Origin of the sequence: Corynebacterium alimapuense, from assembly GCF_003716585.1 — a bacterium.
GTDB classification, from domain to species: domain Bacteria; phylum Actinomycetota; class Actinomycetes; order Mycobacteriales; family Mycobacteriaceae; genus Corynebacterium; species Corynebacterium alimapuense.
The window spans coordinates 448,315-471,773 of record NZ_PTJO01000003.1 but is presented as its reverse complement, the minus strand read 5'-3'; the positions used below and the strand labels follow the sequence as shown (position 1 = coordinate 471,773).

Annotated in this window: 23 protein-coding genes; 18 read left to right on the top strand and 5 right to left on the bottom strand. The window is 56.6% G+C overall.

Translation table 11 applies throughout. The annotated features are described in order from the left end of the window. Window positions 1-50: 50 nt before the first annotated feature. The 9 genes from hisH (at window position 51) to pyk (ending at window position 7,407) form a co-directional block, all read left to right on the top strand. Window positions 51-686 (top strand): imidazole glycerol phosphate synthase subunit HisH, encoded by a 636-nt coding sequence (gene hisH / locus C5L39_RS03585; RefSeq protein WP_123047808.1) that lies wholly within the window; start codon window positions 51-53, stop codon window positions 684-686. An 18-nt stretch (window positions 687-704) separates the two neighbouring features. Beyond that, a complete protein-coding gene (gene priA, locus C5L39_RS03580) occupies window positions 705-1,445 on the top strand; it encodes a bifunctional 1-(5-phosphoribosyl)-5-((5-phosphoribosylamino)methylideneamino)imidazole-4-carboxamide isomerase/phosphoribosylanthranilate isomerase PriA (protein WP_123047497.1) in 741 nt (246 codons plus the stop codon). 9 nt (window positions 1,446-1,454) lie between these two features. Further along, entirely contained in the window at window positions 1,455-2,246 is a 792-nt protein-coding gene (locus C5L39_RS03575) for an inositol monophosphatase family protein (RefSeq protein ID WP_197714715.1), read from the top strand. Window positions 2,247-2,273: 27 nt separating this feature from the next. Continuing rightward, on the top strand, window positions 2,274-3,038 hold the full coding sequence (gene hisF, locus C5L39_RS03570) for an imidazole glycerol phosphate synthase subunit HisF (RefSeq protein ID WP_123047496.1): 765 nt from the start codon (window positions 2,274-2,276) through the stop codon (window positions 3,036-3,038). Then, entirely contained in the window at window positions 3,035-3,391 is a 357-nt protein-coding gene (hisI, locus tag C5L39_RS03565) for a phosphoribosyl-AMP cyclohydrolase (protein WP_123047495.1), read from the top strand. Before hisF ends, hisI begins: the two co-directional genes overlap by 4 nt. Further along, window positions 3,391-4,038, top strand: coding sequence for a TIGR02234 family membrane protein (locus tag C5L39_RS03560; protein WP_123047494.1), 648 nt, complete (start codon window positions 3,391-3,393; stop codon window positions 4,036-4,038). The genes hisI and C5L39_RS03560 overlap by 1 nt, the downstream gene beginning before the upstream one ends. Window positions 4,039-4,124: 86 nt before the next feature. Beyond that, entirely contained in the window at window positions 4,125-4,946 is an 822-nt protein-coding gene (locus C5L39_RS03555) for an indole-3-glycerol phosphate synthase TrpC (RefSeq protein WP_123047493.1), read from the top strand. Window positions 4,947-4,952: 6 nt separating this feature from the next. After that, a complete protein-coding gene (lgt, locus tag C5L39_RS03550; RefSeq protein WP_123047806.1) occupies window positions 4,953-5,909 on the top strand; it encodes a prolipoprotein diacylglyceryl transferase in 957 nt (318 codons plus the stop codon). 73 nt (window positions 5,910-5,982) lie between these two features. Continuing rightward, a complete protein-coding gene (gene pyk / locus C5L39_RS03545; RefSeq protein ID WP_123047492.1) occupies window positions 5,983-7,407 on the top strand; it encodes a pyruvate kinase in 1,425 nt (474 codons plus the stop codon). 88 nt (window positions 7,408-7,495) lie between these two features. On the opposite strand, the gene C5L39_RS03540 is transcribed toward pyk, so the two are convergent. The 3 genes from C5L39_RS03540 to C5L39_RS03530 form a co-directional block, all read right to left on the bottom strand. Next, window positions 7,496-9,877, bottom strand: a complete 2,382-nt coding sequence (locus C5L39_RS03540; RefSeq protein ID WP_123047491.1) for a glycogen/starch/alpha-glucan phosphorylase — start codon at window positions 9,875-9,877, stop codon at window positions 7,496-7,498. Window positions 9,878-9,985: 108 nt separating this feature from the next. Then, window positions 9,986-11,251, bottom strand: coding sequence for an amidohydrolase (locus C5L39_RS03535; RefSeq protein WP_123047490.1), 1,266 nt, complete (start codon window positions 11,249-11,251; stop codon window positions 9,986-9,988). A gap of 56 nt (window positions 11,252-11,307) precedes the next feature. Further along, window positions 11,308-12,639 (bottom strand): DUF4921 family protein, encoded by a 1,332-nt coding sequence (locus C5L39_RS03530; protein ID WP_197714708.1) that lies wholly within the window; start codon window positions 12,637-12,639, stop codon window positions 11,308-11,310. A 29-nt stretch (window positions 12,640-12,668) separates the two neighbouring features. Between C5L39_RS03530 and C5L39_RS03525 the strand changes: the two genes are divergently transcribed. Continuing rightward, window positions 12,669-13,067: a hypothetical protein gene (locus C5L39_RS03525; RefSeq protein ID WP_123047489.1), complete on the top strand. Its 399-nt coding sequence runs from the start codon at window positions 12,669-12,671 to the stop codon at window positions 13,065-13,067. Here C5L39_RS03525 and C5L39_RS03520 read toward each other — a convergent pair. Next, window positions 13,037-14,140, bottom strand: a complete 1,104-nt coding sequence (locus C5L39_RS03520) for a glycerate kinase (protein WP_123047804.1) — start codon at window positions 14,138-14,140, stop codon at window positions 13,037-13,039. The genes C5L39_RS03525 and C5L39_RS03520 overlap by 31 nt on opposite strands. A 147-nt stretch (window positions 14,141-14,287) precedes the next feature. On the opposite strand from C5L39_RS03520, the gene gdhA reads away from it, so the two are divergent. From gdhA to mutM, 5 genes are all read left to right on the top strand, one after another. Beyond that, window positions 14,288-15,631, top strand: a complete 1,344-nt coding sequence (gene gdhA / locus C5L39_RS03515; protein ID WP_123047488.1) for an NADP-specific glutamate dehydrogenase — start codon at window positions 14,288-14,290, stop codon at window positions 15,629-15,631. A 159-nt stretch (window positions 15,632-15,790) separates the two neighbouring features. Beyond that, the gene (locus C5L39_RS03510; RefSeq protein ID WP_123047803.1) at window positions 15,791-16,543 is read left to right on the top strand and encodes an ATP synthase subunit B family protein; all 753 of its coding nucleotides are present in this window, start codon (window positions 15,791-15,793) and stop codon (window positions 16,541-16,543) included. 12 nt (window positions 16,544-16,555) lie between these two features. Beyond that, window positions 16,556-17,074: a YceD family protein gene (locus C5L39_RS03505; protein ID WP_123047487.1), complete on the top strand. Its 519-nt coding sequence runs from the start codon at window positions 16,556-16,558 to the stop codon at window positions 17,072-17,074. Next, a complete protein-coding gene (rnc, locus tag C5L39_RS03500; RefSeq protein WP_123047486.1) occupies window positions 17,071-17,841 on the top strand; it encodes a ribonuclease III in 771 nt (256 codons plus the stop codon). Before C5L39_RS03505 ends, rnc begins: the two co-directional genes overlap by 4 nt. Before the next feature lies 1 nt (window position 17,842). Further along, window positions 17,843-18,679 carry a bifunctional DNA-formamidopyrimidine glycosylase/DNA-(apurinic or apyrimidinic site) lyase gene (gene mutM, locus C5L39_RS03495; RefSeq protein WP_123047485.1) on the top strand — a complete coding sequence of 279 codons (837 nt, stop codon included), beginning with the start codon at window positions 17,843-17,845 and terminating at the stop codon, window positions 18,677-18,679. Here mutM and C5L39_RS03490 read toward each other — a convergent pair. After that, window positions 18,633-19,298: a hypothetical protein gene (locus C5L39_RS03490; RefSeq protein WP_123047484.1), complete on the bottom strand. Its 666-nt coding sequence runs from the start codon at window positions 19,296-19,298 to the stop codon at window positions 18,633-18,635. The two genes, mutM and C5L39_RS03490, sit on opposite strands and share 47 nt — an antisense overlap. 352 nt (window positions 19,299-19,650) lie before the next feature. Between C5L39_RS03490 and C5L39_RS03485 the strand changes: the two genes are divergently transcribed. The 3 genes from C5L39_RS03485 to ftsY all read left to right on the top strand — a co-directional run bounded on the left by C5L39_RS03485 (window position 19,651) and on the right by ftsY (window position 23,329). Beyond that, window positions 19,651-21,144 carry an alanine/glycine:cation symporter family protein gene (locus C5L39_RS03485; RefSeq protein ID WP_123047483.1) on the top strand — a complete coding sequence of 498 codons (1,494 nt, stop codon included), beginning with the start codon at window positions 19,651-19,653 and terminating at the stop codon, window positions 21,142-21,144. Beyond that, a complete protein-coding gene (locus tag C5L39_RS03480; protein WP_123047482.1) occupies window positions 21,141-21,431 on the top strand; it encodes an acylphosphatase in 291 nt (96 codons plus the stop codon). The genes C5L39_RS03485 and C5L39_RS03480 overlap by 4 nt, the downstream gene beginning before the upstream one ends. A gap of 98 nt (window positions 21,432-21,529) precedes the next feature. Beyond that, window positions 21,530-23,329 (top strand): signal recognition particle-docking protein FtsY, encoded by a 1,800-nt coding sequence (gene ftsY, locus C5L39_RS03475; protein WP_123047481.1) that lies wholly within the window; start codon window positions 21,530-21,532, stop codon window positions 23,327-23,329. Window positions 23,330-23,459 lie beyond the last annotated feature (130 nt).

The window sequence follows — 23,459 nt, the reverse complement described above, 5'->3', positions numbered from 1 at the left end:
GGTTGCGACCCAGCCGGAAGATTAGCCATCGCGTGCCCTATGCTTTGAGCATGGCTAAATCCGTCGCCCTCCTCGACTACGGTTCGGGTAACCTACGTTCGGCCCAACGGGCAGTTGAACGTGTCGGTGCCGATGTCACCGTGACCTCTGATCCTCAGATAGCACTGGCAGCGGATGGACTATTAGTCCCCGGTGTCGGTGCTTTCGCCGCGTGCATGGACGGCCTCAATGGCGTCCATGGCGGGCGCATTATCGGCCAGCGTTTGGCCGGTGGCCGGCCAGTGCTCGGCATCTGCGTAGGTATGCAGATTATGTTTGAGCATGGAAACGAACACGGCGTGGAATCTCAAGGCTGCGGCGAGTGGCCCGGTACCGTCGAGCGGCTGCAGTCTAAAATCTTGCCGCATATGGGTTGGAACACCGTCGAACGCCACTCAGACTCGCAGATGTTTGCGGGCTTGTCAGATGACGAGCGCTACTACTTCGTTCATTCCTATGCAGTTCGGCAATGGGAGTTGGAGACCGATGGCCTGACCACTCCGCCCACTGTGACGTGGGCAGAACACGGTGGCGACCGATTCGTCGCAGCCGTAGAAAATGGGCCGCTATGGGCCACCCAGTTCCACCCCGAAAAGTCCAGCGACGCCGGCGCCCAGCTGCTGGCCAACTGGTTGACCATCCTGTAGCCGTTAGGATCACACACTATGACTGATTTCACCCTTCTGCCCGCAGTGGACGTTGTCAACGGGCAGGCCGTTCGCCTCGATCAGGGCGAAGCTGGCACCGAAAAATCTTATGGCTCTCCGCTGGAAGCTGCCCTGCAATGGCAGAAGCAGGGCGCACAGTGGCTTCATTTTGTGGATCTTGATGCCGCCTTCGGTCGCGGTTCCAACCATGAGCTGATGGCCGAGATCACCGCTACCCTCGACATCAAGGTCGAGCTGACCGGTGGAATCCGCGATGACGCTTCCTTGGAGCGCGCCTTGGCTACTGGTGCCAGCCGCGTCAACATCGGCACTGCAGCCTTGGAGAAGCCGGACTGGATCGCAGAGGTGCTGGCTAGCCATGGTGACCAAGTAGCTGTTGATATCGCGGTCCGCGAGATCGATGGTCAATGGCGCACACGCGGCAACGGCTGGGTCTCTGATGGTGGTGATCTGTGGGAGGTTCTAGAGCGTCTCGACGCCGCTGGATGTAGCCGCTTCGTGGTTACTGACGTTTCTAAGGACGGCACCCTAGCTGGTCCTAATATCGGACTTCTGCGCGAGGTGGCTGCAGCCACTGACGCGAAGATCGTCGCCTCCGGAGGTATTTCGGTCCTTGACGATGTGGTTGAGCTCTCCCGCTACCTCGATGAAGGCATCGATTCCGCGATTATCGGTAAGGCACTCTACGAGGGACGCTTTAACCTCCGCGAGGCACTCGACGCTATTGGGAAGTCGTAGTCAACCATGATGATGGATGCCAGGGAACTATTAGCGATTGCCGAGGCAGTCGCTGACGATGCTGAGGCGATGTTCCTCGCCGGAGTGGGCGCAGATCCTGCCGCGCTGAAAAACCCTGGTGATTTTGCCACCGAAGTTGACTTGGCTATTGAAGCTTATTTGCGTCAAGCGCTTACCCAGCTCACCGGAATTCCGGTGCTGGGGGAGGAGTCTGGTGGAGTGCTTGACCATCATGCTGTGTGGGTGGTCGATCCAATTGATGGCACGGCCAACTATGCCGCGGGTAACCCGATGTGTTCGATTCTCATTGCACTATTGGTAGAAGATCAACCAGTCGTAGCACTGACCAGCATTCCTTTGTTCAACCGACGACTGACTGCTTATACCGGATCTCCGGTGATGGTTAACGGACAGCCGGTGCCTCCACTGGCGGAGGTCGACCCCTTGAACGCTCAAATAGGTTTCTCGTCAATCGCCTCCCAGGTTCGTTCGACCTTTCCCTCCCTGTTGCGTCAAGGATTGTTGGCTGAATTATCAGCAACCTATCTGCGGCCAAGGATTACTGGCTCTGTCGGCATCGATTTAGCGTTTACGGCTCAGGGTATCTTTGGCGGAGCAGTGAGTTTTTCCCCGCATGTCTGGGACAACGCCGCTGGAGTCATGCTGATGCGAGCCGCAGGCGGAGTCGTGACCGACACCGAGGGCAACGAGTGGACTCCAGCATCCATTGGCGTCGTCGCGGGTACTCCTCGGGCCCACGAAGCCATCATGAGTACGATGGACAGAATCTTAAGTTCCTAAACCCACCTGCATGAAAGGGGCGGATTCATGGCCGTGGCCATCCGCGTCATTCCCTGTCTCGACGTCGACAATGGTCGCGTGGTCAAGGGCGTCAATTTTGAGAATCTCCGAGACGCCGGAGATCCCGTTGAACTGGCATCTCGTTATAACGATGAGGGGGCAGATGAACTAACCTTCCTCGATGTTTCGGCCTCTCGTGATGGTCGGGGAACCATTCTTGACGTTGTGCGTCGTACCGCGGAACAGGTATTTATCCCACTGACTGTCGGTGGCGGTATCCGCAGCGCTGAAGATGTCAATCAGCTCCTGCGCGCTGGTGCAGATAAAGTTTCAGTTAACACTTCGGCCATCGCCCGCCCAGAATTGCTGCGGGAATTAGCTGATCGCTTCGGTTCTCAGTGCATCGTGCTCTCCGTTGACGCCCGGCGTTGTACCGACCAGCCTTCGGGGTTCGAGGTAACTACCCACGGCGGTTCTCGTTCCGCAGGGCTCGACGCTATTGCTTGGGCGAAGCGCGGTGAAGAACTCGGCGTTGGAGAGATCCTGCTCAATGCCATGGATGGTGATGGCACTAAGAGTGGTTTCGATTTGGAACTGCTGCGTTTGGTACGAGCCGCGGTCCATGTTCCAGTCATTGCTTCCGGTGGCGCTGGCTTAGCCGAGCATTTCCCGCCAGCTGTTGCCGCGGGGGCAGACGCGGTCCTAGCTGCCACCATCTTTCACTTCGGTGAGGTTGCTATCCCCGAGGTAAAGGATGTTTTGGCCGCGGAAGGCTATGAGGTGCGACGATGAGCGATAATCCGGCTGATTACCAACTCGACCCAGCTATTGCTGCTCGGTTGAAAACCAATGAGGCAGGGCTAGTAGCTGCCATTGTGCAGGCGGAAGGCACCGGGGAAGTGCTCATGATGGCATGGATGGATACCCATGCCTTGGCCTATACTTTGGCTACTCATCGTGGCACCTATTACTCGCGCTCTCGTCAAGAATACTGGATCAAGGGACTGACTTCAGGGCACACTCAGGAAATCACCGGAGTGCGCTTGGATTGCGATGGAGACGCGCTGTTGCTCACTGCGCGGCAGGTTGGTGCGGCCTGCCACACCGGCACCCGTACCTGTTTCGATGGCGACGAGCTGTTTTGATGAAAAAGAAGGCAACGACGCGTACTGCCGCGCTTTTGATCGGCCTAGGTGCAATTGTGCTGTGGGCCGGATCGCGTTTTACCTGGATCACGGTGGAAACCTTCGATGATAAATCCGGTGAAGCTACCCTCGGAATTCCCGGTGCTACGTGGTCTACTGAGTCCACCGCGGTTTCTCTTTTGTTGTTGGCTGCCTGCGTAGCCGGCTTTGCGTTGCGGCGGACTGGTCGGCGTTTTGTGGGCATCATTGCGGCATTAGCCGCAGTCGGTGCCAGCTGGGGTCCGCTGAATCTATTGGCCGGTGAACCAAGTCAAGAGCGTGCTCGCAGTTTGCTCGCTTCCGGAGCTGCCAGCCAGCGGGCTGATACCGCGGTGTTGATCTCCGAATGGGCTGAAGTAATTGCCCTCACAGTCTCACCTGTCGGAGTAATCATCTCCATGATTGGTTGCGCTATCGCGCTGTTTGGTGGAGTGCTATTAGCTGTTCGGCCGGGTCAAGACTCCCCGAAACTGAACAAATATGAACGCAGACGCGACCGCGAAGCTCGCATATTAGATGATCTCGAGGCCACTCCCGATTCTGGCCGTGTGATGTGGGATGCCCTCGATGCAGACATTGATCCCACTGATGCTGATACACGGGGTTGATCTCTGACGTGGTGATTTCGTCGTGAGTCCGGTCACGGGTTAGCCTAAAACCTATCTAAGACGGTATCTGCAGAGGGGATACGCGGATGAACGCATCCACACCGGCTGACCGGATAGTCTCCGAGGTACTCAAGGACGTTGCTGCCAGAGAAGCGGTCATCTCATTTAAAGAGATCAAAGCCTCATCACGTGACGCCCCTGCTGTTCGTGACGGCATTGGTGCAATCCTACGCAGCGGCTGCGGAGTAATCGCTGAGATTAAGCGTGCTGTGCCAGGGCGCAGACCATTTGTGGAGGACCCATCTGTTGACTCAATTATTCGCCTAGCTCATGAGCTTGAAGATGGTGGAGCGCATCTCATCGCTTGCCAAACCGAACGACTGCGGTTCCACGGATCCTTAGAGGACATGAAGGCCGCTCGCGCAGCCGTGGATGTGCCGATGTTGTGTCGGGATTTGATCATCGACCCCTACCAAATCCATGAAGCACGCTTTTTCGGAGCGGATCTGGTGCCCCTTCAAGTCGAGTTACTCGATCAACCACGTTTTGAATCCCTGCTTGATCGCGTCGAATCGCTCGGTATGACAGCCGTGGCCGAGGTACGAACCCCTGAGGAAGCTGACCGAGCAATGACAGCTGGCGCCCGCGTGGTAGCAGTAAATGCTCGATCTCTCATTGATGGAAGGATCGATCGGCAGTTATTCGCCGGGATCGTCCCAGGTTTGCCCGAGGCAACCTTGAGAATCGCGATGTCCGGGGTCAGATCGCCGAAAGATCTCCTCTCCTATGCCTCGGCGGGTGCCGACGCCGTCGTGGTGGGCGAAGAAATCATGCTTGCGGAAGATCCCACTCGGCTGACGCGTTCGTTAGTTGCCGCCGGACAGCACCCTTCCTGCCCTTCACGCTGAGCCATGATGCACACTGTTGGTGTGCAGACGACTATTCTCGCCAATATTCCATCCCCGCCTCAGGGAGTATGGTCCATCGGGCCGATCCCTATTCGCGCTTACGCCTTGTGCATCATGGTCGGCATTCTCGCCGGTTTATGGTTGACTCATCGCCGTTATGTTCGTCGAGGCGGCAATCCCGATATGGTCTGGGATGCCGCAATCGTAGCCATCCCAGCCGGCATTATCGGCGGTCGTATCTATCATGTGATCACTGATAATGAGAAGTATTTTTGTGATACCTGTAACCCGGTGGATGCGCTGAAGATCACCAACGGAGGCCTCGGTATCTGGGGAGCAGTGATACTGGGATCGTTGGCTGTGTGGGTTCTATTCCGGTACCGGAAGGTCCCGTTGGGGCCCTTCGCTGATGCTGTAGCTCCCGGTATTATCCTCGGCCAAGCTATTGGCCGACTAGGTAACTGGTTCAACCAGGAAATCTACGGTCGACCTACTGATCTTCCTTGGGCATTAGACATCTTCTACCGAGTAGATGAGAGTGGCGCATTTGCTCCAGTTACGGGCCGATCTACCGGCGAGATCATCGCCTCGGTGCACCCGACTTTCCTCTATGAGCTGCTGTGGAACCTGCTGATCTGCGGTTTATTGCTCTGGGCCGACAGACGTTTCCGTCTTGGGCATGGTCGAGTATTTGCGCTCTATGTCGCCGGCTACACCCTCGGTCGATTCTGGATCGAGCTCATGCGTGATGACGCTGCCACGATGATCTTTGATCAGCGGGTAAACACCTGGGTTTCCCTGTTCGCATTCATTGCGGCAGTGATCATTTTCTTCCTTCTTCCTAAGGGCAGGGAGACGCCTGAGGAAGTGAACCCGCACCGAGATTCCGAGGCCAATGATCTAGATACAGCGGAGCCGTCTGAAGAGGTAGACCCAGGGCCGTCCCGCTCCTCACACACCTAGCAAGGTCTCTGGCACCAAGGTAGGTTAGTCCGTGTCGTACAGTCCTTGCCGAAAGCGGAGTAGGTTGTAACCTGTGACTAGAAGAACCAAGATTGTTTGTACCCTCGGACCAGCCGTCGGCACCAAGGACGCCATCGAGCGACTTGTTGAAGACGGGATGGATGTAGCCCGACTGAATTTCTCCCATGGAGACCATGCCGATCACGAGCAAAACTACCGGTGGGTCCGTGAAGCCACGGATGAAACTGGTCGTGCTGTCGGCATTTTGGCTGACCTTCAAGGACCGAAAATCCGCCTGGGCCGTTTTATCGAATCAAAGACGGTGTGGGCCACTGGAGAAATCGTCCGCATCACCGTTGATGATATCGAAGGCACCCATGATCGAGTCTCCACCACCTACAAGAACTTGGCACAGGATGCTCAGCCCGGCGACCCCCTGCTCATCGATGATGGCAAGGTAGGGCTTGTCTGCCGCGAGGTAGACGGCAACGATGTCGTCTGTGAGGTCACTGAGGGTGGCCCAGTATCCAATAACAAGGGTGTTTCCCTGCCAGGCATGGACATTTCTGTCCCTGCCCTTTCGGCCAAGGATATTCGTGACCTGAAGTTCGCTCTGGAATTGGGCGTTGACTTTATCGCGTTGTCTTTCGTCCGCTCCCCAGCAGATGTTGATCTCGTCCACGATGTTATGGATGAGGTCGGCCGCCGAGTGCCGATCATCGCGAAACTGGAAAAGCCTGAGGCTGTTGATGCCCTAGAGTCCATCGTCTTGGCCTTCGATGCCATCATGGTCGCCCGCGGTGACTTGGGTGTCGAGGTTCCCCTCGAGCAGGTTCCCTTGGTGCAGAAGCGAGCTATTCAGATTGCCCGTGAAAACGCTAAGCCGGTTATTGTTGCCACTCAGATGCTCGACTCCATGATCGAGAACTCCCGGCCCACCCGCGCCGAGGCTTCTGACGTAGCCAACGCCGTCCTCGATGGCGCTGACGCAGTCATGCTCTCCGGTGAGACTTCAGTGGGTGTGGACCCCCATAACGTCGTTCGTACCATGTCTCGCATCGTTGTTGAGGCAGAGACTAACGGTAGCGTTCCGGAGCTCAATCACGTGCCGCGCACCAAGCGTGGTGTGATTTCTTACTCCGCCCGCGATATCGCCGAGCGCCTCAACTCTCGCGCACTGGTCTGCTTCACTAGCTCTGGCGACACGGCACGTCGAGTCGCTCGACTCCACTCGCATCTTCCGCTGTTGGTGTTCACCCCGAGTCAAGCAGTTCGTTCTCAGTTGGCTTTGACCTGGGGCGCACAGACCTTCCTGTGCCCGCCAGCTAGCTCCACTGATGAAATGATGCACGAACTGGATTCTGCCTTGTTGGAGATGGACGCCTATGAAACCGATGACATGATGGTGGTTGTCGCTGGTACTCCGCCAGGAGTTTCCGGCAACACCAACTTGATCCATGTGCACTTGCTGGGTGAAAATACTAGGAACAACAAGTAGCAGAACCTTCCTTACTCCCGCTTGAGAAAGCCTAAGGGCGGTGGCCCCCTCTGATGAGGGGGCCACCGCCCTTAGGCTTTAGCTAGGACTAAGCGATCGGCGTGGGATCGATCTTCCACACCTCAGTGGCGTAGTCGTTGATCGTACGGTCGGAGGAGAAGCGTCCCGACTCGCAGATGTTGATCCAGCACATCCGTGCCCAGTGCTGGGGGTCAGCGTAGTACTCGGTGGCCATCCGGTCTCTGGTCTCGCGGAAGTCCGCGAAATCGCCCAGCAGGTAGTAGACATCGGCAATCTCTGAACCTGAGTCCAATAGGGAGGAGAAGAGATTGTGGAACATGCCCGTGTGGTTGTCGTTGAGCTGTCCATTGACTAGAGCGTCGAGTGCGCGCTTGAGCCCGGGGACCGTTTCATAGGCCTCGCGGGGGTTGTAGCTGGCACGCAACTCAGGCAGCTCTTCGACCTTGGCACCGAAGATGTAGGCATTTTCCTCACCAACGGAATCGACGATCTCGACGTTGGCACCATCAAGAGTGCCCAGCGTCAGCGCACCATTCATCATGAACTTCATGTTGGAGGTGCCCGAGGCCTCCTTGCCGGCGGTGGAAATCTGCTCGGAGACATCGGCGGCGGGGATGATCTGCTCTGCTGGGGAGACGTTGTAGTTCTCCACGAAGACCACGCGCAAGATGCTGTTGACCTCGGGGTCGTTGTTGACCAGCTCGCCGATCTCGTTGATCAGCTTGATGATGGCCTTGGCCCGGAAATAACCTGGGGCAGCCTTCGCACCGAAGATGAACGTCCGCGGCGGGACATCAGTGAGGCCGTCTTCCTTGATCCGGTAGTACAGATCAAGGATGTAGATGGCGTTCATCAGCTGACGCTTGTACTCGTGCAGACGCTTGATCTGCACGTCGTAGATCGAGTTCGGATCAATTTCTGATCCCTGGTGGTTGAAAATCCACTCCGCGAAGTCAGCCTTGTTGGCGGACTTGATCTCCATCAGCTCATCCATGACCGCCTTGTCCTTGGTCAAGGGGCGCAGCTTCTTGAGCTCATCCATGTCGGTGACCCAGGCATCAGAGCCCGAGAGACGAGTCAACAGGTCAGACAGGCGAGGGTTACACATCTTCAGCCAACGCCGTGGGGTCACACCGTTGGTCTTGTTATTGAACTTCTCCGGCCAAATGCCGTACCAGTCGCTGAGGGTATCCGCCTTGATGATCTCGGTGTGCAAGGCTGCGACTCCGTTGATGGAGTAGGCGGCATAGCAGGCGATCCAAGCCATATGCACGGTGCCGTTTTGCACCGGTGCCAGGTAAGAGATCTGACCTTCGTTGAGGCCCTCGGCCTGCATGTCCAGACGGAAGCGGCGGTCGATTTCCACGATGATCTCGTAGACGCGCCCGAACAGCTGCTGGAAAATTGAGGTATTCCACTGTTCAAGAGCTTCAGCCAAGACCGTGTGGTTGGTGTAGGCGAAAGTCTTAGTGACGATATCCCAGGCTTCTTCCCAACCGAGCTTGTGCTCGTCGAGCAGCAGGCGCATGAGCTCGGGGATAGCCAAGACTGGGTGGGTGTCGTTGAGCTGGATGCTGTTGAAGTCGGAGAAACCGGAGAGATCATCACCGTGTTCGGTGAGGTAGTTCTCGATCATTGCCTGGAGGGAAGCAGAGACGAAAAAGTACTGCTGGCGAACGCGCAGAACCTTGCCATCATAGGTGGTGTCATTCGGGTAGAGCACACGGCACAAGTCCATGACTCGCTCGCGCTCAACGATGGCGTCAGTGAAACGCTGGGAGTTGAAAGCGTCGTAGTCGAACTCTTCGAGAGGCTCGGCCTTCCACAGACGCAGGGTTCCCACGTTTTTGGTGCCGTAGCCGGTGATCGGCATGTCATAGGGGACCGCACGGACGATCATGTCATCGAAGTTGACGATGCGGGGCTGATCCTCGCGGCGGATACAGAAGGGGTAGCCGTCTTCTTTCCACGCGTCCGGCTGCTCATTCTGGAAGCCATCCTCGAAGGTCTGCTTGAACAGACCATAGCGGTAGAGGATGCCGTAGCCAGTGACCGGAAGATCCTGAGTGGCACAGGAATCGAGGAAGCAGGCAGCCAAGCGGCCGAGGCCACCGTTGCCTAGCGCGGCGTCATGCTCTTCTTCGAGAACATCAGTGAAATTATGGCCAAGTTCAGCCACGGCGGCGGAGGCTTCGTCCACCATGTCGAGGTTGGTGACGTTGTTGAGCAGCGCGCGTCCCATGAGGAACTCGGCGGAGAAATAGTGCTGCTGTCGGACTCCCGCGTAAGCCTTCGAAGTGGCTTCCCAGTTGTCAGCGATCTTTTCCATGACGTTATGAGAGAGACCAAACCAGAACTTTCGCTCGGTGGCATTCTGTGGCGATGTTCCGGCGGCGGCCCGAACATGGCCGCCAACGGTTGCGCTCAAGGCTGGTACAGGGTCAGTCATCTAGTTCGCTCCTGGGTCGTCGTGGTGAAGTATGCGGGGTTGCCGCTGGGCCAATCATATCGGGGTCAGCGGCGTTAGGCGCACCTTGTAGGTACCTGATGAGGGGAGCTAGGTCACATTCTGCGAGCCGAGATAAGTTAGAACCGCAGTTAGGGCCGCTTTGGTGCTGGCTTCTACTGTTGGTTCGAATTCTGGCAGGAAAGTTCCCATATGGTTGACCGGCACGTCCTCTCGCACTCGTCCGGAAGCCACTGCCCGGTCCCACTGATGCTGAGGGGTACAACCAACTACCCAATACAAATATGGGACGCCGAAGGCCCGAGGGATGTTGGCAAAATCTTCGGAGACCGTGGTGCGTTGTGCGTCTACGGAATTCTCACCAAATACGGAATCGAAGTTCGACCGCACGGCAGCGTAGGTACTGGTGTCGTTGTCGATGAGTTCTCCATGACCGAAGAAATCAAAGGTGGGTTCTTGGTCGATGCCAGAGGCTTGGCACTCTGCGATAACAATCCGCTTAATTGAGTCATAAACCTGCTCTTGGACTGTGGAGTCATAGAAGCGGCAGTTGAGCACTAGTTCAGCGGAATGGGGGATGATGTTGTTGGTTGAGCCAGCGCGCAACGTGCCCACAGAAACCACTGCGAAGTCATTGGGATCGACTTCGCGACCGACAATGCCCTGCAGGCGAACCACCACCATGGCAGCGGTATAGGTCGGGTCAATGGAGGCATGAGGCATAGAACCATGAGCACTGCGACCGGGGATGATGATTCGGATTGAGTCACAGGCAGCGAACTGAGGGCCAGCGAGCGTTTGAACCTGCCCGGCGCGTCCAGGCATGATGTGCTGGCCGAAGCAGACATCAGGGCGGGGGACCCTGGTCACGAGGCTATCGGAGACCATGGCGTTGGCTCCAGTGGCGTTTTCCTCCGCTGGCTGGAATAACGCCAGAAATGTACCGTTCCAAGAATCGCGATTGGCATCCATGACCGCGCAGGCACCGAGCAAGGAAGTGGTGTGCATGTCGTGACCGCAGGCATGCATCACCGGAACCAACGTGCCATCAGTACCTGGGCGGAGACGCGTGGATGCGAAATCTACGCCGGTGGTTTCTTGAACTGGCAGTGCATCGAAGTCCGCGCGGAAGAGAGCCGTGGGCCCCTCGCCGTTGCGGAATATTGCCACGATCCCGAACCCACCTATGGGGGAGATGATCTCGCAGTTGAACTCAGCGAGTTTGTCCAGAATTTTCCTAGCAGTTTCTTGCTCGTGGCCAGATAGCTCTGGATGTTGGTGAAGGTCCTCGTAGAAGGCACGTTGCCAGCCGAGGCCAACTCGGTGGTCATTGAGCAGGCGGGCGATGTCCCTCATGGGGATGGTCAACTCCTCGGGAAGCAAGATTCAGGTTTCCCACAAGTTTTACCACGTCATTGAAGCAGCGGATTGTATCGCAGGGAGTTTCTTTTAGCACTGCACTCGGTGGCGATGCGGATTCCGGAGGCAATTTCCCCCTGATCACGCAGCCGATAGAGCGCCTCGACGACTCGATCCCGGATGTTGTCGGGGGAGAGAGTATTGACATAAATTTTAGTCCCTCCCTCAAATCCCGCGAGAGTAGAAACGCGCCATTTGATGTTGACCCGCCACGGCATCGGTAAGTCTAGATCGACTGGCTGATGCATCCATTCCTCATTGCAGGGCACATCCGGACCGGTGGCCGCGTGGCAAGCATGCAAAAGATCGCTCATTCCGCGGACCTCCTGAGGAGTTTGCAGCCAAGGCTCAGGGGTAGCTGAACGCGAATAGATCGTCAGCGTGGGGTATCGGTGACCAATGCCTGCGGTGACCACTGCATAGTCATTTTCCGCGATGATGAGGTTGCGATAACCGGCGTAATCAACGCCCCATTCGTTGTAGATGTTGGTGTTGTTGCGCAGCTGGACAATCTCTAGCTCAGCTTGCACCGAGCGTTCGTCGATAGCCACGAGCTGTTTATGAAGGTGATCGAAGGAAGCGCCAGCGGGAGCCCGCCAGTTTTGGAAGGTGGCCACATAGGGTGCGTAGCGGTTCCTTCGATAAAGATCAGCAATAGCGTCAATGGTCAACGCGATGAAAGCGTAGTGCTCATCTGGGGTCAGGGCGCCGGACGATGCTAAATGATTGTCATGGGTGGCTCCATCAGCGAAGTGTCGACGCCCGATAATCACATCGTGGCCGCCAGCGAAGAATGCGCCCGCCATCTGCTCAAGTAGCTCATCCTCTGGCAAATCAGCAGACTGTCCTGCGGCCCGGAGCCTAGTCCGGATGATCTCCAACACATGCGCGCGGCCCGCGTCATCGGCCAAGTAGCGCTCCATGCGATCAGTCGTTTCCTGATCCATCTCGAATCCGTAGTTGGAGCGCCAGTAATCATAGGAAATGATCTCGAAGAGGTTGGGCACGCGCCGAAACTCGGCTTGGGTCTCGTCGAGCTGACTAGGCAGTAGGTTGCGAAGGATCTTCCAACCTTTTTCTCCATCACGGACGATACGGGCCTTTTCTGGTGGAGTGGCCAACGGAGTCGCGGCGCAAAAGGCGCAACGATGGGTGAAATCATGCACACCCAGCGGTGTTGGGTCTACCGAAGGTTTCGTCAGTGGGCGATTGCCACGGCCGGGTACTGTCCATACCTCAGTGCCAGAGAAAGGATTTACCTGTTTGATGGTTCCGTCGGCCATGATCTTCATTGGATCGCGGTGGACGTTGACGGGGATGCTCATGGCTCTAGCGTATTAGCTAGTCTAGGCGCATGCCTGTGATCCAATTTGATGTCCTTATTTCTACCGGTGCTGCTGAGGAACTTGGTGAGCGTTTCAGCTCGGCGGTAGACAAGCTGGTTGCCGCCGATAAAATCACTGATGGTCAAGTCCAGATCATCTCTCATCCGACGTTGCTTGAGGGAGTAGAAGACGCCCTCAGACAGTCTTTTCGAGATGAGCACGATGATGCTGATCTCGAAGATTCTTCGGTAGTGCGCTACCTCATTGAGGTGGAAGGGGTAACTGGATCGGTCAACCAGCTCGCGATGGCACTGTCCAGATTTATGACCCCGCAAGCAGACCTCCCACGGGATGCAGTGCTCTTAGAAAACGAGACCGTCCATGAAGTGCCAGCAACCTATCCTTGGTCGGTCGAGATCCGAAGGTAGGCGGTCGCAATCTGCACGCCTGCGTCATAAAGTTGCGTAGCCACATCTTGAGACTTGCCAAGCTCGATGGCTATTACCCCCTCGCCGGGATCAGAATCAATCCGTCCTGCGGTGATGGCGAGTACGGCAGCTGTGTCGGCTACTAAGTCAGCGATAGTGCCTACCACTTTGCCGGTGAGTGATTGCTGGTCGAAGGCTCCTTCGCCGGTGATGACCAAGTTGGCTCGGGGAATTAATTCATCTAGTTGCAGCGCATTAGCTACCAATGGCGCCCCTGGCAGCACATGAACATGTGAGTCATCGCCGTGCAAAAGGCGAGAGAGCCAATGGATGGCTACTGGTACTGCCCCGGCAGCGCCATAACCAGGGGTAGTGGGATCGACCTCGAGGATGTCACAAACGTGGAGCAAGGCGGCGTCGAGAAGCGCGATGTCTTCGGCAGAGGCGCCCTTTTGGGGGCCGAATACCGTCGCGGCACCCTCCGGTCCGACTACCGGGGAGGTGACATCAGTGAGCAGTACCCATTCGACTGCTGCGGCCGGAATGTTGAGCTGCGCGGTGTCGATGCTGGCAAGCTCTCCCAATGCGCCACCGCCTGGACGTAGTGCATAGCCTGCAGCATTAGAGGTGATGGCGCCAAGAGCAGTAAGAATACCAGTACCAGCATCAATGGTGGCGGATCCGCCCAAACAGAGGACGATTCTTTGGGCGCCACGGCTTTGGGCATCAGCGATGAGTACCCCAGTGCCGTAAGTATCTCCGGTGAGCGGAACTCGACGATCGGCGACTGCTGGTAGCCCCGAAGCTGCGGCAATATCGATGTAGGCGGTTTTTTCTGCGGCGTCGAAGACATAGCTGGCTTCTGACAACCGACCGGCAGCGTCGGTGGTCTGCAGCGTGAGTTTTTCACCTTCGAAGGTGGCGGCGGTGCCTTCACCGCCATCGGCCATCGGAGCTAGGGTTATCTCCGCATCACGGATGATCGAGCGCACCCCTTCTCCGAGATAAAGTGCGGCCTCTTCGGCGGTTGCGGTGCCTTTGAAAGAGTCAGGAGCGATGACGATTGAAACCATGCCATTGAGCATAGAGGGCGCGTTCAACGAGAAGGTTAAGTGACTTAGCTAACAGGGGTGCAATTTGCGCGGAAGACATCTCCCGTGAAAACTATCCTCAAATAGGAATCGTCTACCAACCCGGAGTCCCCGGAGGAAAGGATATAGATGTCTGTCGAAGAACAGGTCTCTACCTATTACGATATGCTGCTCAAGCGAAACGCTGGCGAGCCGGAGTTTCATCAAGCAGTCTCCGAGGTTTTGGATTCCCTCAAGGTGGTCCTCGACAAGGATCCCCATTACGCCGATTACGGTCTGATTCAGCGACTGTGCGAGCCTGAGCGTCAGCTCATCTTCCGTGTGCCGTGGGTCGATGACGCAGGTCTCGTTCAGGTCAATCGCGGCTTCCGAGTGCAGTTCAACTCTGCGCTGGGCCCGTATAAGGGCGGCTTGCGCTTTCATCCTTCGGTCAACCTGGGCATCGTGAAGTTCCTCGGTTTCGAGCAGATCTTCAAAAACTCCTTGACCGGCCTGCCCATCGGCGGCGGCAAGGGTGGATCTGACTTCGATCCCAAGGGTAAGTCCGACGCAGAGGTCATGCGCTTTTGCCAGTCGTTCATGACTGAGCTGCATCGCCACATCGGCCAGTACCGCGACGTTCCCGCCGGTGACATCGGAGTCGGTGGCCGCGAGATCGGCTACCTCTTCGGTCAGTACCGTCGCCTTTCCAACCAGCATGAGTCCGGTGTCCTCACAGGTAAGGGCCTGACCTGGGGCGGGTCCTTGGTTCGTACTGAGGCTACCGGCTTCGGTGTCGTCTACCTGACTCAGGAAATGATGAAGGCTGCCGGCGATTCCCTCGATGGCGCTAAGGTCATCGTTTCCGGCTCCGGCAACGTCGCGGTCTACGCCATGCAGAAGGCTCAAGAGCTTGGCGCTACAGTCGTCGGTTTCTCTGATTCCTCCGGCTGGGTCGAAACCCCCAATGGTGTCGATGTTGAACTCCTCCGTGACGTTAAAGAAATCCGCCGCGAGCGGGTCACCGCCTATGTCGAAGACGCCGATGGCGCCACGATGCACACCGAAGGTTCCATCTGGGATCTTAAGGCTGATGTCGCTTTGCCCTGTGCCACCCAAAACGAGCTCAACGGCGAGCACGCTGCCACCTTGGCTGCCAACGGTGTCCGCTACGTCGCAGAAGGCGCCAACATGCCCTCCACCCCGGAGGCTGTTGAGCTCTTCCACAACAAGGGCATCCTCTTTGCCCCCGGTAAGGCTGCCAACGCAGGTGGCGTGGCTACCTCCGCACTGGAGATGCAGCAGAACGCCTCGCGTGACTCTTGGACCTTCGAGTACACCGACCAGCGTCTGCACCAGATCATGTCCAACATCTTCGGAACGATGTCCTCGACCGCCGCTGAATACGGCCACGAGAACAACTTCGTCATGGGTGCGAACATCGCTGGCTTCCGTAAGGTCGCCGACGCCATGCTCGCTCAGGGTGTTGTCTAGTATCTGAGAGTCATAAATAGGAAGCTTCCTGAGATACCGCGATTGACGGAATCTTAGGAAGCTTTTTGTCTGGGGTAGTTAGTCGCGCCGGGCGAATTGATGACACACCCGAGCATTATCACCATCATTGCATCGGTGAGTGTCGGTATCCTGGCACTTATGTATCGCGTATTCGAGGCACTTGATGAACTCAACCAGACCGTAGAGCATGCTTATGGCGTGCCCATGACATCGAACTGTATGGTCCCGCGCCAGGACACGATGGCGTTGCTCGATGACTTGCGCAACGCTCTACCGATCGAAATCGATGATGCCCAGGACGTACTAGATAAGCAGGAGCAGATTCTCCGTGGCGCCGAAGAGCAAGCCCACGGAATGGTCTCCGATGCCGAAACTCAAGCGGCAGAGACCATCGCGCGTTCCCAGGACGATGCTGATGCCATGATCGCTGATGCGCAGCAGCGTGCTGCCGCGATTATGAACCAGGCCCAAGATGATGCTGATCACCTCGTCGATTCTGCTCGCCGTGAAGCAGATGAGACCGTTCATCGGGCTAAATCTGAGGCAGATCGCCTAATTTCGGACGGCGAAGAATCCTACCGTCGTAGCGTGGATGAGGGGATGAGCGAACAACAGCGATTGGTCTCTGACTCCGAGGTGGTTCGCCGATCAAGCGAAGAAGCTCGCCGCATTGTCGAGACTGCCCATACCGATTCCAACCGGCTGCGTAATGAGTGTGATGAATTCGTAGACTCCAAGCTCGGAGAGTTTGAAGAGACTCTCTCCAGCGTGTTGCGGTCAGTTACTCGTGACCGCAGCGCGCTTCGTCGTGGCGCCGGGGCAGTGGGTTCCAGCAGTGGAGATTACGGTGTTGCAGGCTCCGACTACACCAGCCGCCGCAGGACTGAGTAGGCTCGGTACGCTATGACTTCACCGTTTCTGTTTCACACCGCCCGGCTCGCTGATTTCGATCAGCGCACTCAGACCGGCCCCAGCCCAACCCGTATCGGACCCGAGATGATCGGCATCCCTGAGGGAGGTGAGGTGACCGTTGAGGCCACCTTGACTTCCCTTGGTGGTGGGGTGCTCATCAACGCCGATGTGCACGCCGTCCTTAGCGGTGAATGCGTTCGTTGCTTGCGCAGCTTGCACCCAACCGCAGACCTGCACGTCAGTCAGGTATTTTCCTTCTCTGCGGACTTCATCACCGGCGAAGCCGCAGATGATGCCGAGGAGATCGCGGAGGAGGTGCCATTGATTGTTAATGAAGAACTCGATCTCCTGCAGACCGTGATCAATGAGGCAGGACTAAGCCTGCCCTTCAACCCGACCTGTGGAAATGGCTGTGATGACGGGGATACCCCGGCACCGGACGGCGTATCTGGTGAAGATGAGGGCAAACTCCTCGATCCTCGCTGGGCAGACCTGGAGAAATTCCTATGACCCGCCGGCGCAATCGCCTCACCGGCCAAGAAGCCCTCGACGCGGCTTTCGTGGCGGTCGATCACACCCCTTTGCTCCATTGCCTGGGGGTGGAGCTTAAAGATGAGAACTTGCGGCTAGCTCTGACCCATCGCAGTTTTGCCAATGAGAACGGCACTCTGCCCAATAACGAGCGCCTTGAGTTCCTCGGCGACGCAGTTCTTGGTCTGTCAGTGGCCACCAAGCTCTATGAGTACTATCCCTCTCGCCCGGAGTCGGATATCTCGAAGATGCGTGCCTCGATCGTCTCCCGCTACGGATTGGCCGATATTGCGCGCGAGATTAATCTTGGCGAGCATATTCTGCTGGGCCACGGCGAAGTTGTCACTGGGGGAAGAGACAAAGACTCCATCCTGGCCGATACCACTGAGGCGTTGCTAGGCACCATTTATCGCGAGCATGATTTCGAGACTGCTCGCGATGTGGTCCTGCGTTTGTTTGCAGAAAAGATCGAGAACGCCTCGGCCTCCAGTCTGCATCGGGATTGGAAGACCACGCTTCAAGAGCGTGCCGCTGAGCTGAAATACCCCATGCCGGTTTATTCGGCGACGTCGGTTGGTCTGGAACATGACCCGACCTTCTCTGCTGTGGTGAGCGTCAACGGAGTGGAACTTGGCCTAGGTAAGGGGCCAAATAAGAAGGTTGCTGAGCAGGAGTCCGCACATCGGGCTTTCCTGGCCTTACGTGAGGATCCGCTGGCGGCCCGAGTGGACACCTCAGCGTCCTGATATGCCCGAACTTCCGGAAGTCGAGGTCGTTCGTCGCGGGCTGGAAAAACACCTATTAGGTGCCCGTTTCACTGATGTTGAGGTGCTACATCCGCGCGCTAACCGTGGCCAGGATGCACCCTTGGCAGCCCTGCTCAACGGTGCCACGATCCACTCGGTAGATCGGCGTGGAAAATACCTCTGGTGTGATTTAGGGCAGGATTCTGCTCTATTTATCCATCTTGGGATGAGTGGCCAACTGCTCGTAGGCGAGCCCGGATCGTGCACCTCATCGCATCTGCGGATCCATTCAGAACTGAGCACTAAAAACGGGCATGCGCTCGAACTGGCCTTCGTCGATCAACGAACGTTCGGACGCTGGCTACATACCCCGATGGTAGGTGGCGTCCCGGAACCAGCCGCCCATATTGCGCTTGATCCGCTCGAAAAGGACTTTGATCCAATCACGGTGGCTCGACGCATCAGAGGGAAGAAAGCAGCGATCAAATCGGTGTTGCTTGATCAGACGGTAGTCAGCGGAATCGGCAATATCTATGCCGATGAGTCCCTCTGGCAGGCACAGATCTCGCCAACGCGCCGGGCTTCAAGTCTGCGCCAGCGCGATGTTGTTGCGCTTCTCGACGCCGCCGCTGAGGTCATGCGCCGCGCTTTGGACGCTGGTGGAACCAGTTTCGATGCTCTTTATGTCAACGTCAATGGTGCCTCTGGTTACTTTTCCCGTTCCCTCAATGTCTATGGGCAGCAAGGGCAGCCGTGTCCTCGTTGTCTAACTCCAATCAGGCGTGAGAAGTTCATGAACCGCTCGAGCCATTTTTGCCCGCAGTGCCAACAGGGTTGATAGCTGCGCGGCGGAAGAGATAGACATCAGCGGTGCGGGTGTAGCGAACTCCTCGGCCGTCGTTAAGCAGGTACTCATTGGTGGGGTGAGGCGGGCGCTTGGGCTGGAAAAACTGGTTGAGGTTCTCAGTAATGAGTTGATAGCCATCATCGTGCTGGGACACTGCCGCGACGAGTTGGTAATCAGGATCAAGGAAAGCCAAGCCAGCGTCGGCATGGCTGTTATTGGCCAATAACCAGCCACCGGGCTGAATGCACTGCTTTATATGTTCGAAAACTGGGCCGGTATACATCGAGATAGCCAGCTCCCAACCGTCGCGAGGAAGTTCGTTGAGCGTGTGCGTGTAATCCCCAGCCACGAAGCTGATGCTGGGGTCGTACGCGTAGCGCCGAAAGCGACGCGCCAGATCTTGAGCGGTATTCGGCTGTGCGAAAGCTCGCTGGGCGCGGGCATCAGAATCCAAGTAGGTGACGTCGTGCCAGATATAGGAAGGTGCCAGGTCAAGATAGCTGCCAGGGTAAATGACCTTCTGGGCGCCGGTATAGCCAGCCACCAGTTCATAAAGATCAGTGCGGTCGCCAATATGGTTGAGATAGTCGCTAAATGATTGAACAGCCATGATGCTCCAAGATCTGAAAACTAGATAGGAGAGAAGCAGAGTGTGCGAGCTTCCCGTTCGGGATGTGGCTTTAGATCTCGTGGTGGTGCGATAAGGGCGATGTTTCTGAGAAGCGGTATTATTGTTATCTACCCTTGTGTCTTTCTGCATTGTGTTCGCCTAATTATACTGGCTAAATCTAGCCTGAATCGGCGTAAATATTGCCTCGAAACTGTGCGCGTACTCCATCACCCTGAGCTAAATTTCCTCGCCATTTTTGGTTTCGCTCACCACTATGTGGCCTGCCAGAAATCATAAATCTAGCGCCATCTTGGGTGCAGGATGTTTTCTATCCCATGGTAGTTTCTTTCCCATGGAATCCTTCGAGTCCTTTATTACCGGGACTATTAATGACAATCTCTGGACTGTCGTCCCGTGGCTGCTGATTGCTGCAGGTACGTACTTTGGCATCCGGACGGTTCTCGTTCAGCTGCGGATGGTCCCGGATATGTTCCGGGCAATTATCGAAAAACCTGGTCACAATGATCCCGATGAGGACGTGCGCAAAGGAGAAGACAAAAAGAAAGATAACGGAATCTCCGCGTTCAAGGCCTTCACCATTTCGGCGGCCTCACGCGTAGGTACCGGCAACATCGCCGGAGTCGCGGTGGCCATCACCCTTGGTGGACCCGGCGCGGTGTTTTGGATGTGGATGATCGCCATCATCGGTGGCGCTACCGCCTTCGTCGAGGCGACTTTGGCACAGCTATGGAAGACCCGAGATCCTGATGGCACCTACCGTGGCGGCCCGGCTTATTACATGACTCGAGGAATGAACGCCAAGCGTTTGGCACTAATTTTTGCTGTCGCCATTTCCCTTACTTATGGCTTTGTTTATAACGCTATTCAGACCAACTCCATCGTGGAAGCCGTCGGTGGTTCCCTTGATCGCGATGACCTAGCTTTCAAGCTGGTTGTTGGCGGCATTATGGCGCTTGCTACCGCTGCGGTCGTCTTTGGCGGGGTTCACCGCATTGCCAATGTCACCCAGGTACTCGTTCCTTTCATGGCGATCGCTTACCTGGCGGTCGCTGGGATCGTGATCGTGCTGCGTATCGAGGAAGTACCTGGAGTCCTGGCAGATATCGTTGGTCAAGCTTTGGGCTTCCGTGAAGTCGCTGGTGCCACCGTCGGTGCCGCCTTCATCAACGGTATGCGTCGCGGGTTGTTCTCCAACGAAGCAGGGCAGGGCTCGGCCCCCAACGCTGCTGCTACGGCAACCGTTTCACACCCGGTCAAGCAGGGCTTGGTCCAGACCTTGGGCGTCTACTTCGATACTCTCGTGATCTGCACCATCACCGCGCTGATCATTTTGCTTGGTACCAATCCGGTGTATGGCGAATCCATTCAGGGTGCATCCCTAACTCAGGAGGCGTTGGCTAACGTCGTTGGCCCTTGGGGTACTCACTTCGTTACTTTTGTCCTCTTCTTCTTGGCGTTTTCCTCCATCCTGGGCAACTACTACCTGGCGCAGGCCAATATCCAGTACCTGACGAAGTCGTCGATGTGGCTAAACTCCTTCCGCGTCGTCGTCATCGGTTTCGTGTTCTTCGGTGCCATCGGCTCGCTGCCGTTGGTTTGGGCTTTGGGTGATACCTTCGCGGCCACCATGGTGATCATCAACCTCATTGCCATCGTGCCGCTGGCTGGAGTAGCCATCAAACTATTGGGCAACTACCGCGAACAGCGCACTGCTGGCCTGGATCCGGTATTCCACCGGGACATGCTTCCGGAGCTTAAAAACGTCGAGGTGTGGGATGGGTCCGATTCGGCCACGCGTCGTAGCGAGAAAGACCAAGCTCGGTGAACGAGAAACCGACCCGACTGACCGCCTTTGTCCACGGCAATGTTCAGGGGGTTGGTTTTCGTTGGTGGACCCGCTCCCAGGCCATGGAATTGGGCCTGTCAGGCTCTGCCAACAACCTTATCGACGGCCGCGTTTGTGTCGTCGTTGAAGGACCATCCGGGCAGGTGGCAGAACTGCTTGAGCGTTTAGAACAACAGCCCAGTTCCTACCGCCGGCCAGGTCGAGTCGAGACTGTCGTCGTGTTGTGGGCGACGCCGAAAGGCGTCGTGGGTTTCACTACCCGCTGATAGCGAGAACCAGCCAGGTTCAGATAATTAGCTGTGTGAAATAAACCCGATCTCGATTAAGTGTGAGAAATTCGTTCGCTACTGCCACTATGTAGGGCATGGACATCTATCTTCTTATCGGGATCATCGCGCTCATCATCGCTGTGGTGGTAGTCGCGCTCATCGTCTACGGGATTCAGCGTAAAAAATCTAAGACCGTCAGCTTCGAAAAGAAGGATGAATCACCAAAGGAATTGACCCGAGAAGAAAAGTCGGGAAATTACCAGGCAGCCGGTGGTTTCAACTTTGCCCCAGCCAAAGAAGCTACTAAAGAGCCTGCTCTTTTGCCCGACCAGGAATTAGCCTCCCCGGAGGTAAAACCTGCCTCAGAGGTAGAGATAGAGGTAGCAGCAGCGGAGACGCCACCGAAGGTCGCCGAACCTGTTGCTCCTGTTGAACCGGTTGTGCCCGCTGTCCCAGTGCAACCACAGCAGCCAGAGACTGCAGAATCTGTAGAGTCTGCAGAACCTGTGGAGGACGTGGAGTCTGCAGAACCTGCGGAGGCTGTGGAAGCAGCGGAAGAGACTCCGAAGGTCGTCGAACCAGCTGCTCCTGCCGAACCTGTTGCTCCAGTAGAGCCTGCAACTCCGGAGCCCGCAGAGCCTGTCGAGGCTATCGAGGATGCAGTACCTGTAGAGCCGACTACTCCGGTAGAACCCGAGCAAACAGAGCCGGTAGAAGCCGTGGAAGTTGCTGAGCCTGCGCAGCCAGAGATTGTTGAGCCAGTTGTAGTACCTGAAGTTGCTGATAAACCGGTTGAAGCTGTGGTGGAGCCAACACCTGAGACCCCAGTTGTTGAAGAGGTTGTTGAAGAGGCGGAGGAAGCAGCCGCGGCCGCGCAGGTGGTCGAGGAAGCTGTCGAAGCTGCACTCGAAGAGACTCCGGTCCCAGAAGAAAAGCCAGCTCCTGCGGAAGAAACTGCTCCGGTTGAAGACATCGAGGCTGCATCCGGAAGGCTGGGACGCCTTCGCGGCAGGCTATCGCGTTCCCAAAACGTCATTGGCCAAGGCGTGCTCGGCATTCTTTCCGCAGGAGATCTTGATGAAGATGCCTGGGAAGAAATTGAAGACACGTTGATCATGGCTGATCTAGGTACCGCTGTGACGATGAAGGTCGTTGAGTCACTCAGGGAGAAGATTGCCGGCCAAGGAGTCACCAGCGAAGCCGAAGCACGTGCAACGCTCAGAGAGACGCTGATTGAAGCTGGTCGTCCTGATTTGGACCGCTCTATTAAGGCCATGCCTTATGAAGGCAAGCCTGCCGTCGTCTTGGTAGTTGGTGTTAATGGCACAGGCAAGACCACAACCACGGGCAAGCTTGCTCGAGTGTTGGTATCGATGGGGCACAAGGTCGTATTAGGTGCCGCCGATACTTTCCGTGCTGCGGCCGCCGACCAGCTGGAGACCTGGGGTAAGCGAGTTGGTGCTTCGACGGTGCGTGGTGCGGAGGGAGCAGATCCCGCATCGGTGGCCTTCGACGCCGTCGCTAAGGGAATCGAGCAGCAAGCTGATGTGGTGTTGATTGACACTGCGGGGCGCTTGCACACTGCAACGGGTCTGATGGATCAGTTGGGCAAGGTTAAACGAGTGGTGGAGAAGAAGGCTGTCGTTGACGAAGTTCTCCTGGTTCTTGATGCAACGGTGGGCCAAAACGGATTGACCCAGGCCCGCGTATTCCGTGATGTTGTCGACATCACAGGAGTGGTGCTGACCAAGCTAGATGGTACGGCCAAGGGGGGAATCGTCTTTAAGGTCCAGGAAGAGCTGGGAGTCCCAGTTAAACTTGTTGGCCTAGGAGAAGGTGCAGATGACCTGGCACCGTTCGAAATCGAGAGTTTCGTCGATGCATTGCTGGGCTAATTGAATAGTTCGGTAGGAACCGCCTGGAGGGGAAATAGAATAATCCTCCAGGCGGTTTCTTGCGTCTTGGGTGGATTGGTCGGGGGTAAAAAAAAGGGGCTTTCAAGGTAGTTTAACTATCGGACTATCG

What these genes read in the sequence shown, in the direction of transcription:
- hisH (WP_123047808.1), top strand. Translation starts at nt 51, where the DNA reads ATGGCTAAATCCGTCGCCCTCCTCGACTACGGTTCGGGTAACCTACGT.
- priA (WP_123047497.1), top strand. Translation starts at nt 705, where the DNA reads ATGACTGATTTCACCCTTCTGCCCGCAGTGGACGTTGTCAACGGGCAG.
- C5L39_RS03575 (WP_197714715.1), top strand. Translation starts at nt 1,455, where the DNA reads ATGATGGATGCCAGGGAACTATTAGCGATTGCCGAGGCAGTCGCTGAC.
- hisF (WP_123047496.1), top strand. Translation starts at nt 2,274, where the DNA reads ATGGCCGTGGCCATCCGCGTCATTCCCTGTCTCGACGTCGACAATGGT.
- hisI (WP_123047495.1), top strand. Translation starts at nt 3,035, where the DNA reads ATGAGCGATAATCCGGCTGATTACCAACTCGACCCAGCTATTGCTGCT.
- C5L39_RS03560 (WP_123047494.1), top strand. Translation starts at nt 3,391, where the DNA reads ATGAAAAAGAAGGCAACGACGCGTACTGCCGCGCTTTTGATCGGCCTA.
- C5L39_RS03555 (WP_123047493.1), top strand. Translation starts at nt 4,125, where the DNA reads ATGAACGCATCCACACCGGCTGACCGGATAGTCTCCGAGGTACTCAAG.
- lgt (WP_123047806.1), top strand. Translation starts at nt 4,953, where the DNA reads ATGCACACTGTTGGTGTGCAGACGACTATTCTCGCCAATATTCCATCC.
- C5L39_RS03540 (WP_123047491.1), bottom strand. Translation starts at nt 9,877, where the DNA reads ATGACTGACCCTGTACCAGCCTTGAGCGCAACCGTTGGCGGCCATGTT.
- C5L39_RS03535 (WP_123047490.1), bottom strand. Translation starts at nt 11,251, where the DNA reads ATGAGGGACATCGCCCGCCTGCTCAATGACCACCGAGTTGGCCTCGGC.
- C5L39_RS03530 (WP_197714708.1), bottom strand. Translation starts at nt 12,639, where the DNA reads ATGAGCATCCCCGTCAACGTCCACCGCGATCCAATGAAGATCATGGCC.
- C5L39_RS03525 (WP_123047489.1), top strand. Translation starts at nt 12,669, where the DNA reads ATGCCTGTGATCCAATTTGATGTCCTTATTTCTACCGGTGCTGCTGAG.
- C5L39_RS03520 (WP_123047804.1), bottom strand. Translation starts at nt 14,140, where the DNA reads ATGGTTTCAATCGTCATCGCTCCTGACTCTTTCAAAGGCACCGCAACC.
- gdhA (WP_123047488.1), top strand. Translation starts at nt 14,288, where the DNA reads ATGTCTGTCGAAGAACAGGTCTCTACCTATTACGATATGCTGCTCAAG.
- C5L39_RS03510 (WP_123047803.1), top strand. Translation starts at nt 15,791, where the DNA reads ATGTATCGCGTATTCGAGGCACTTGATGAACTCAACCAGACCGTAGAG.
- C5L39_RS03505 (WP_123047487.1), top strand. Translation starts at nt 16,556, where the DNA reads ATGACTTCACCGTTTCTGTTTCACACCGCCCGGCTCGCTGATTTCGAT.
- rnc (WP_123047486.1), top strand. Translation starts at nt 17,071, where the DNA reads ATGACCCGCCGGCGCAATCGCCTCACCGGCCAAGAAGCCCTCGACGCG.
- mutM (WP_123047485.1), top strand. Translation starts at nt 17,843, where the DNA reads ATGCCCGAACTTCCGGAAGTCGAGGTCGTTCGTCGCGGGCTGGAAAAA.
- C5L39_RS03490 (WP_123047484.1), bottom strand. Translation starts at nt 19,298, where the DNA reads ATGGCTGTTCAATCATTTAGCGACTATCTCAACCATATTGGCGACCGC.
- C5L39_RS03485 (WP_123047483.1), top strand. Translation starts at nt 19,651, where the DNA reads ATGGAATCCTTCGAGTCCTTTATTACCGGGACTATTAATGACAATCTC.
- ftsY (WP_123047481.1), top strand. Translation starts at nt 21,530, where the DNA reads ATGGACATCTATCTTCTTATCGGGATCATCGCGCTCATCATCGCTGTG.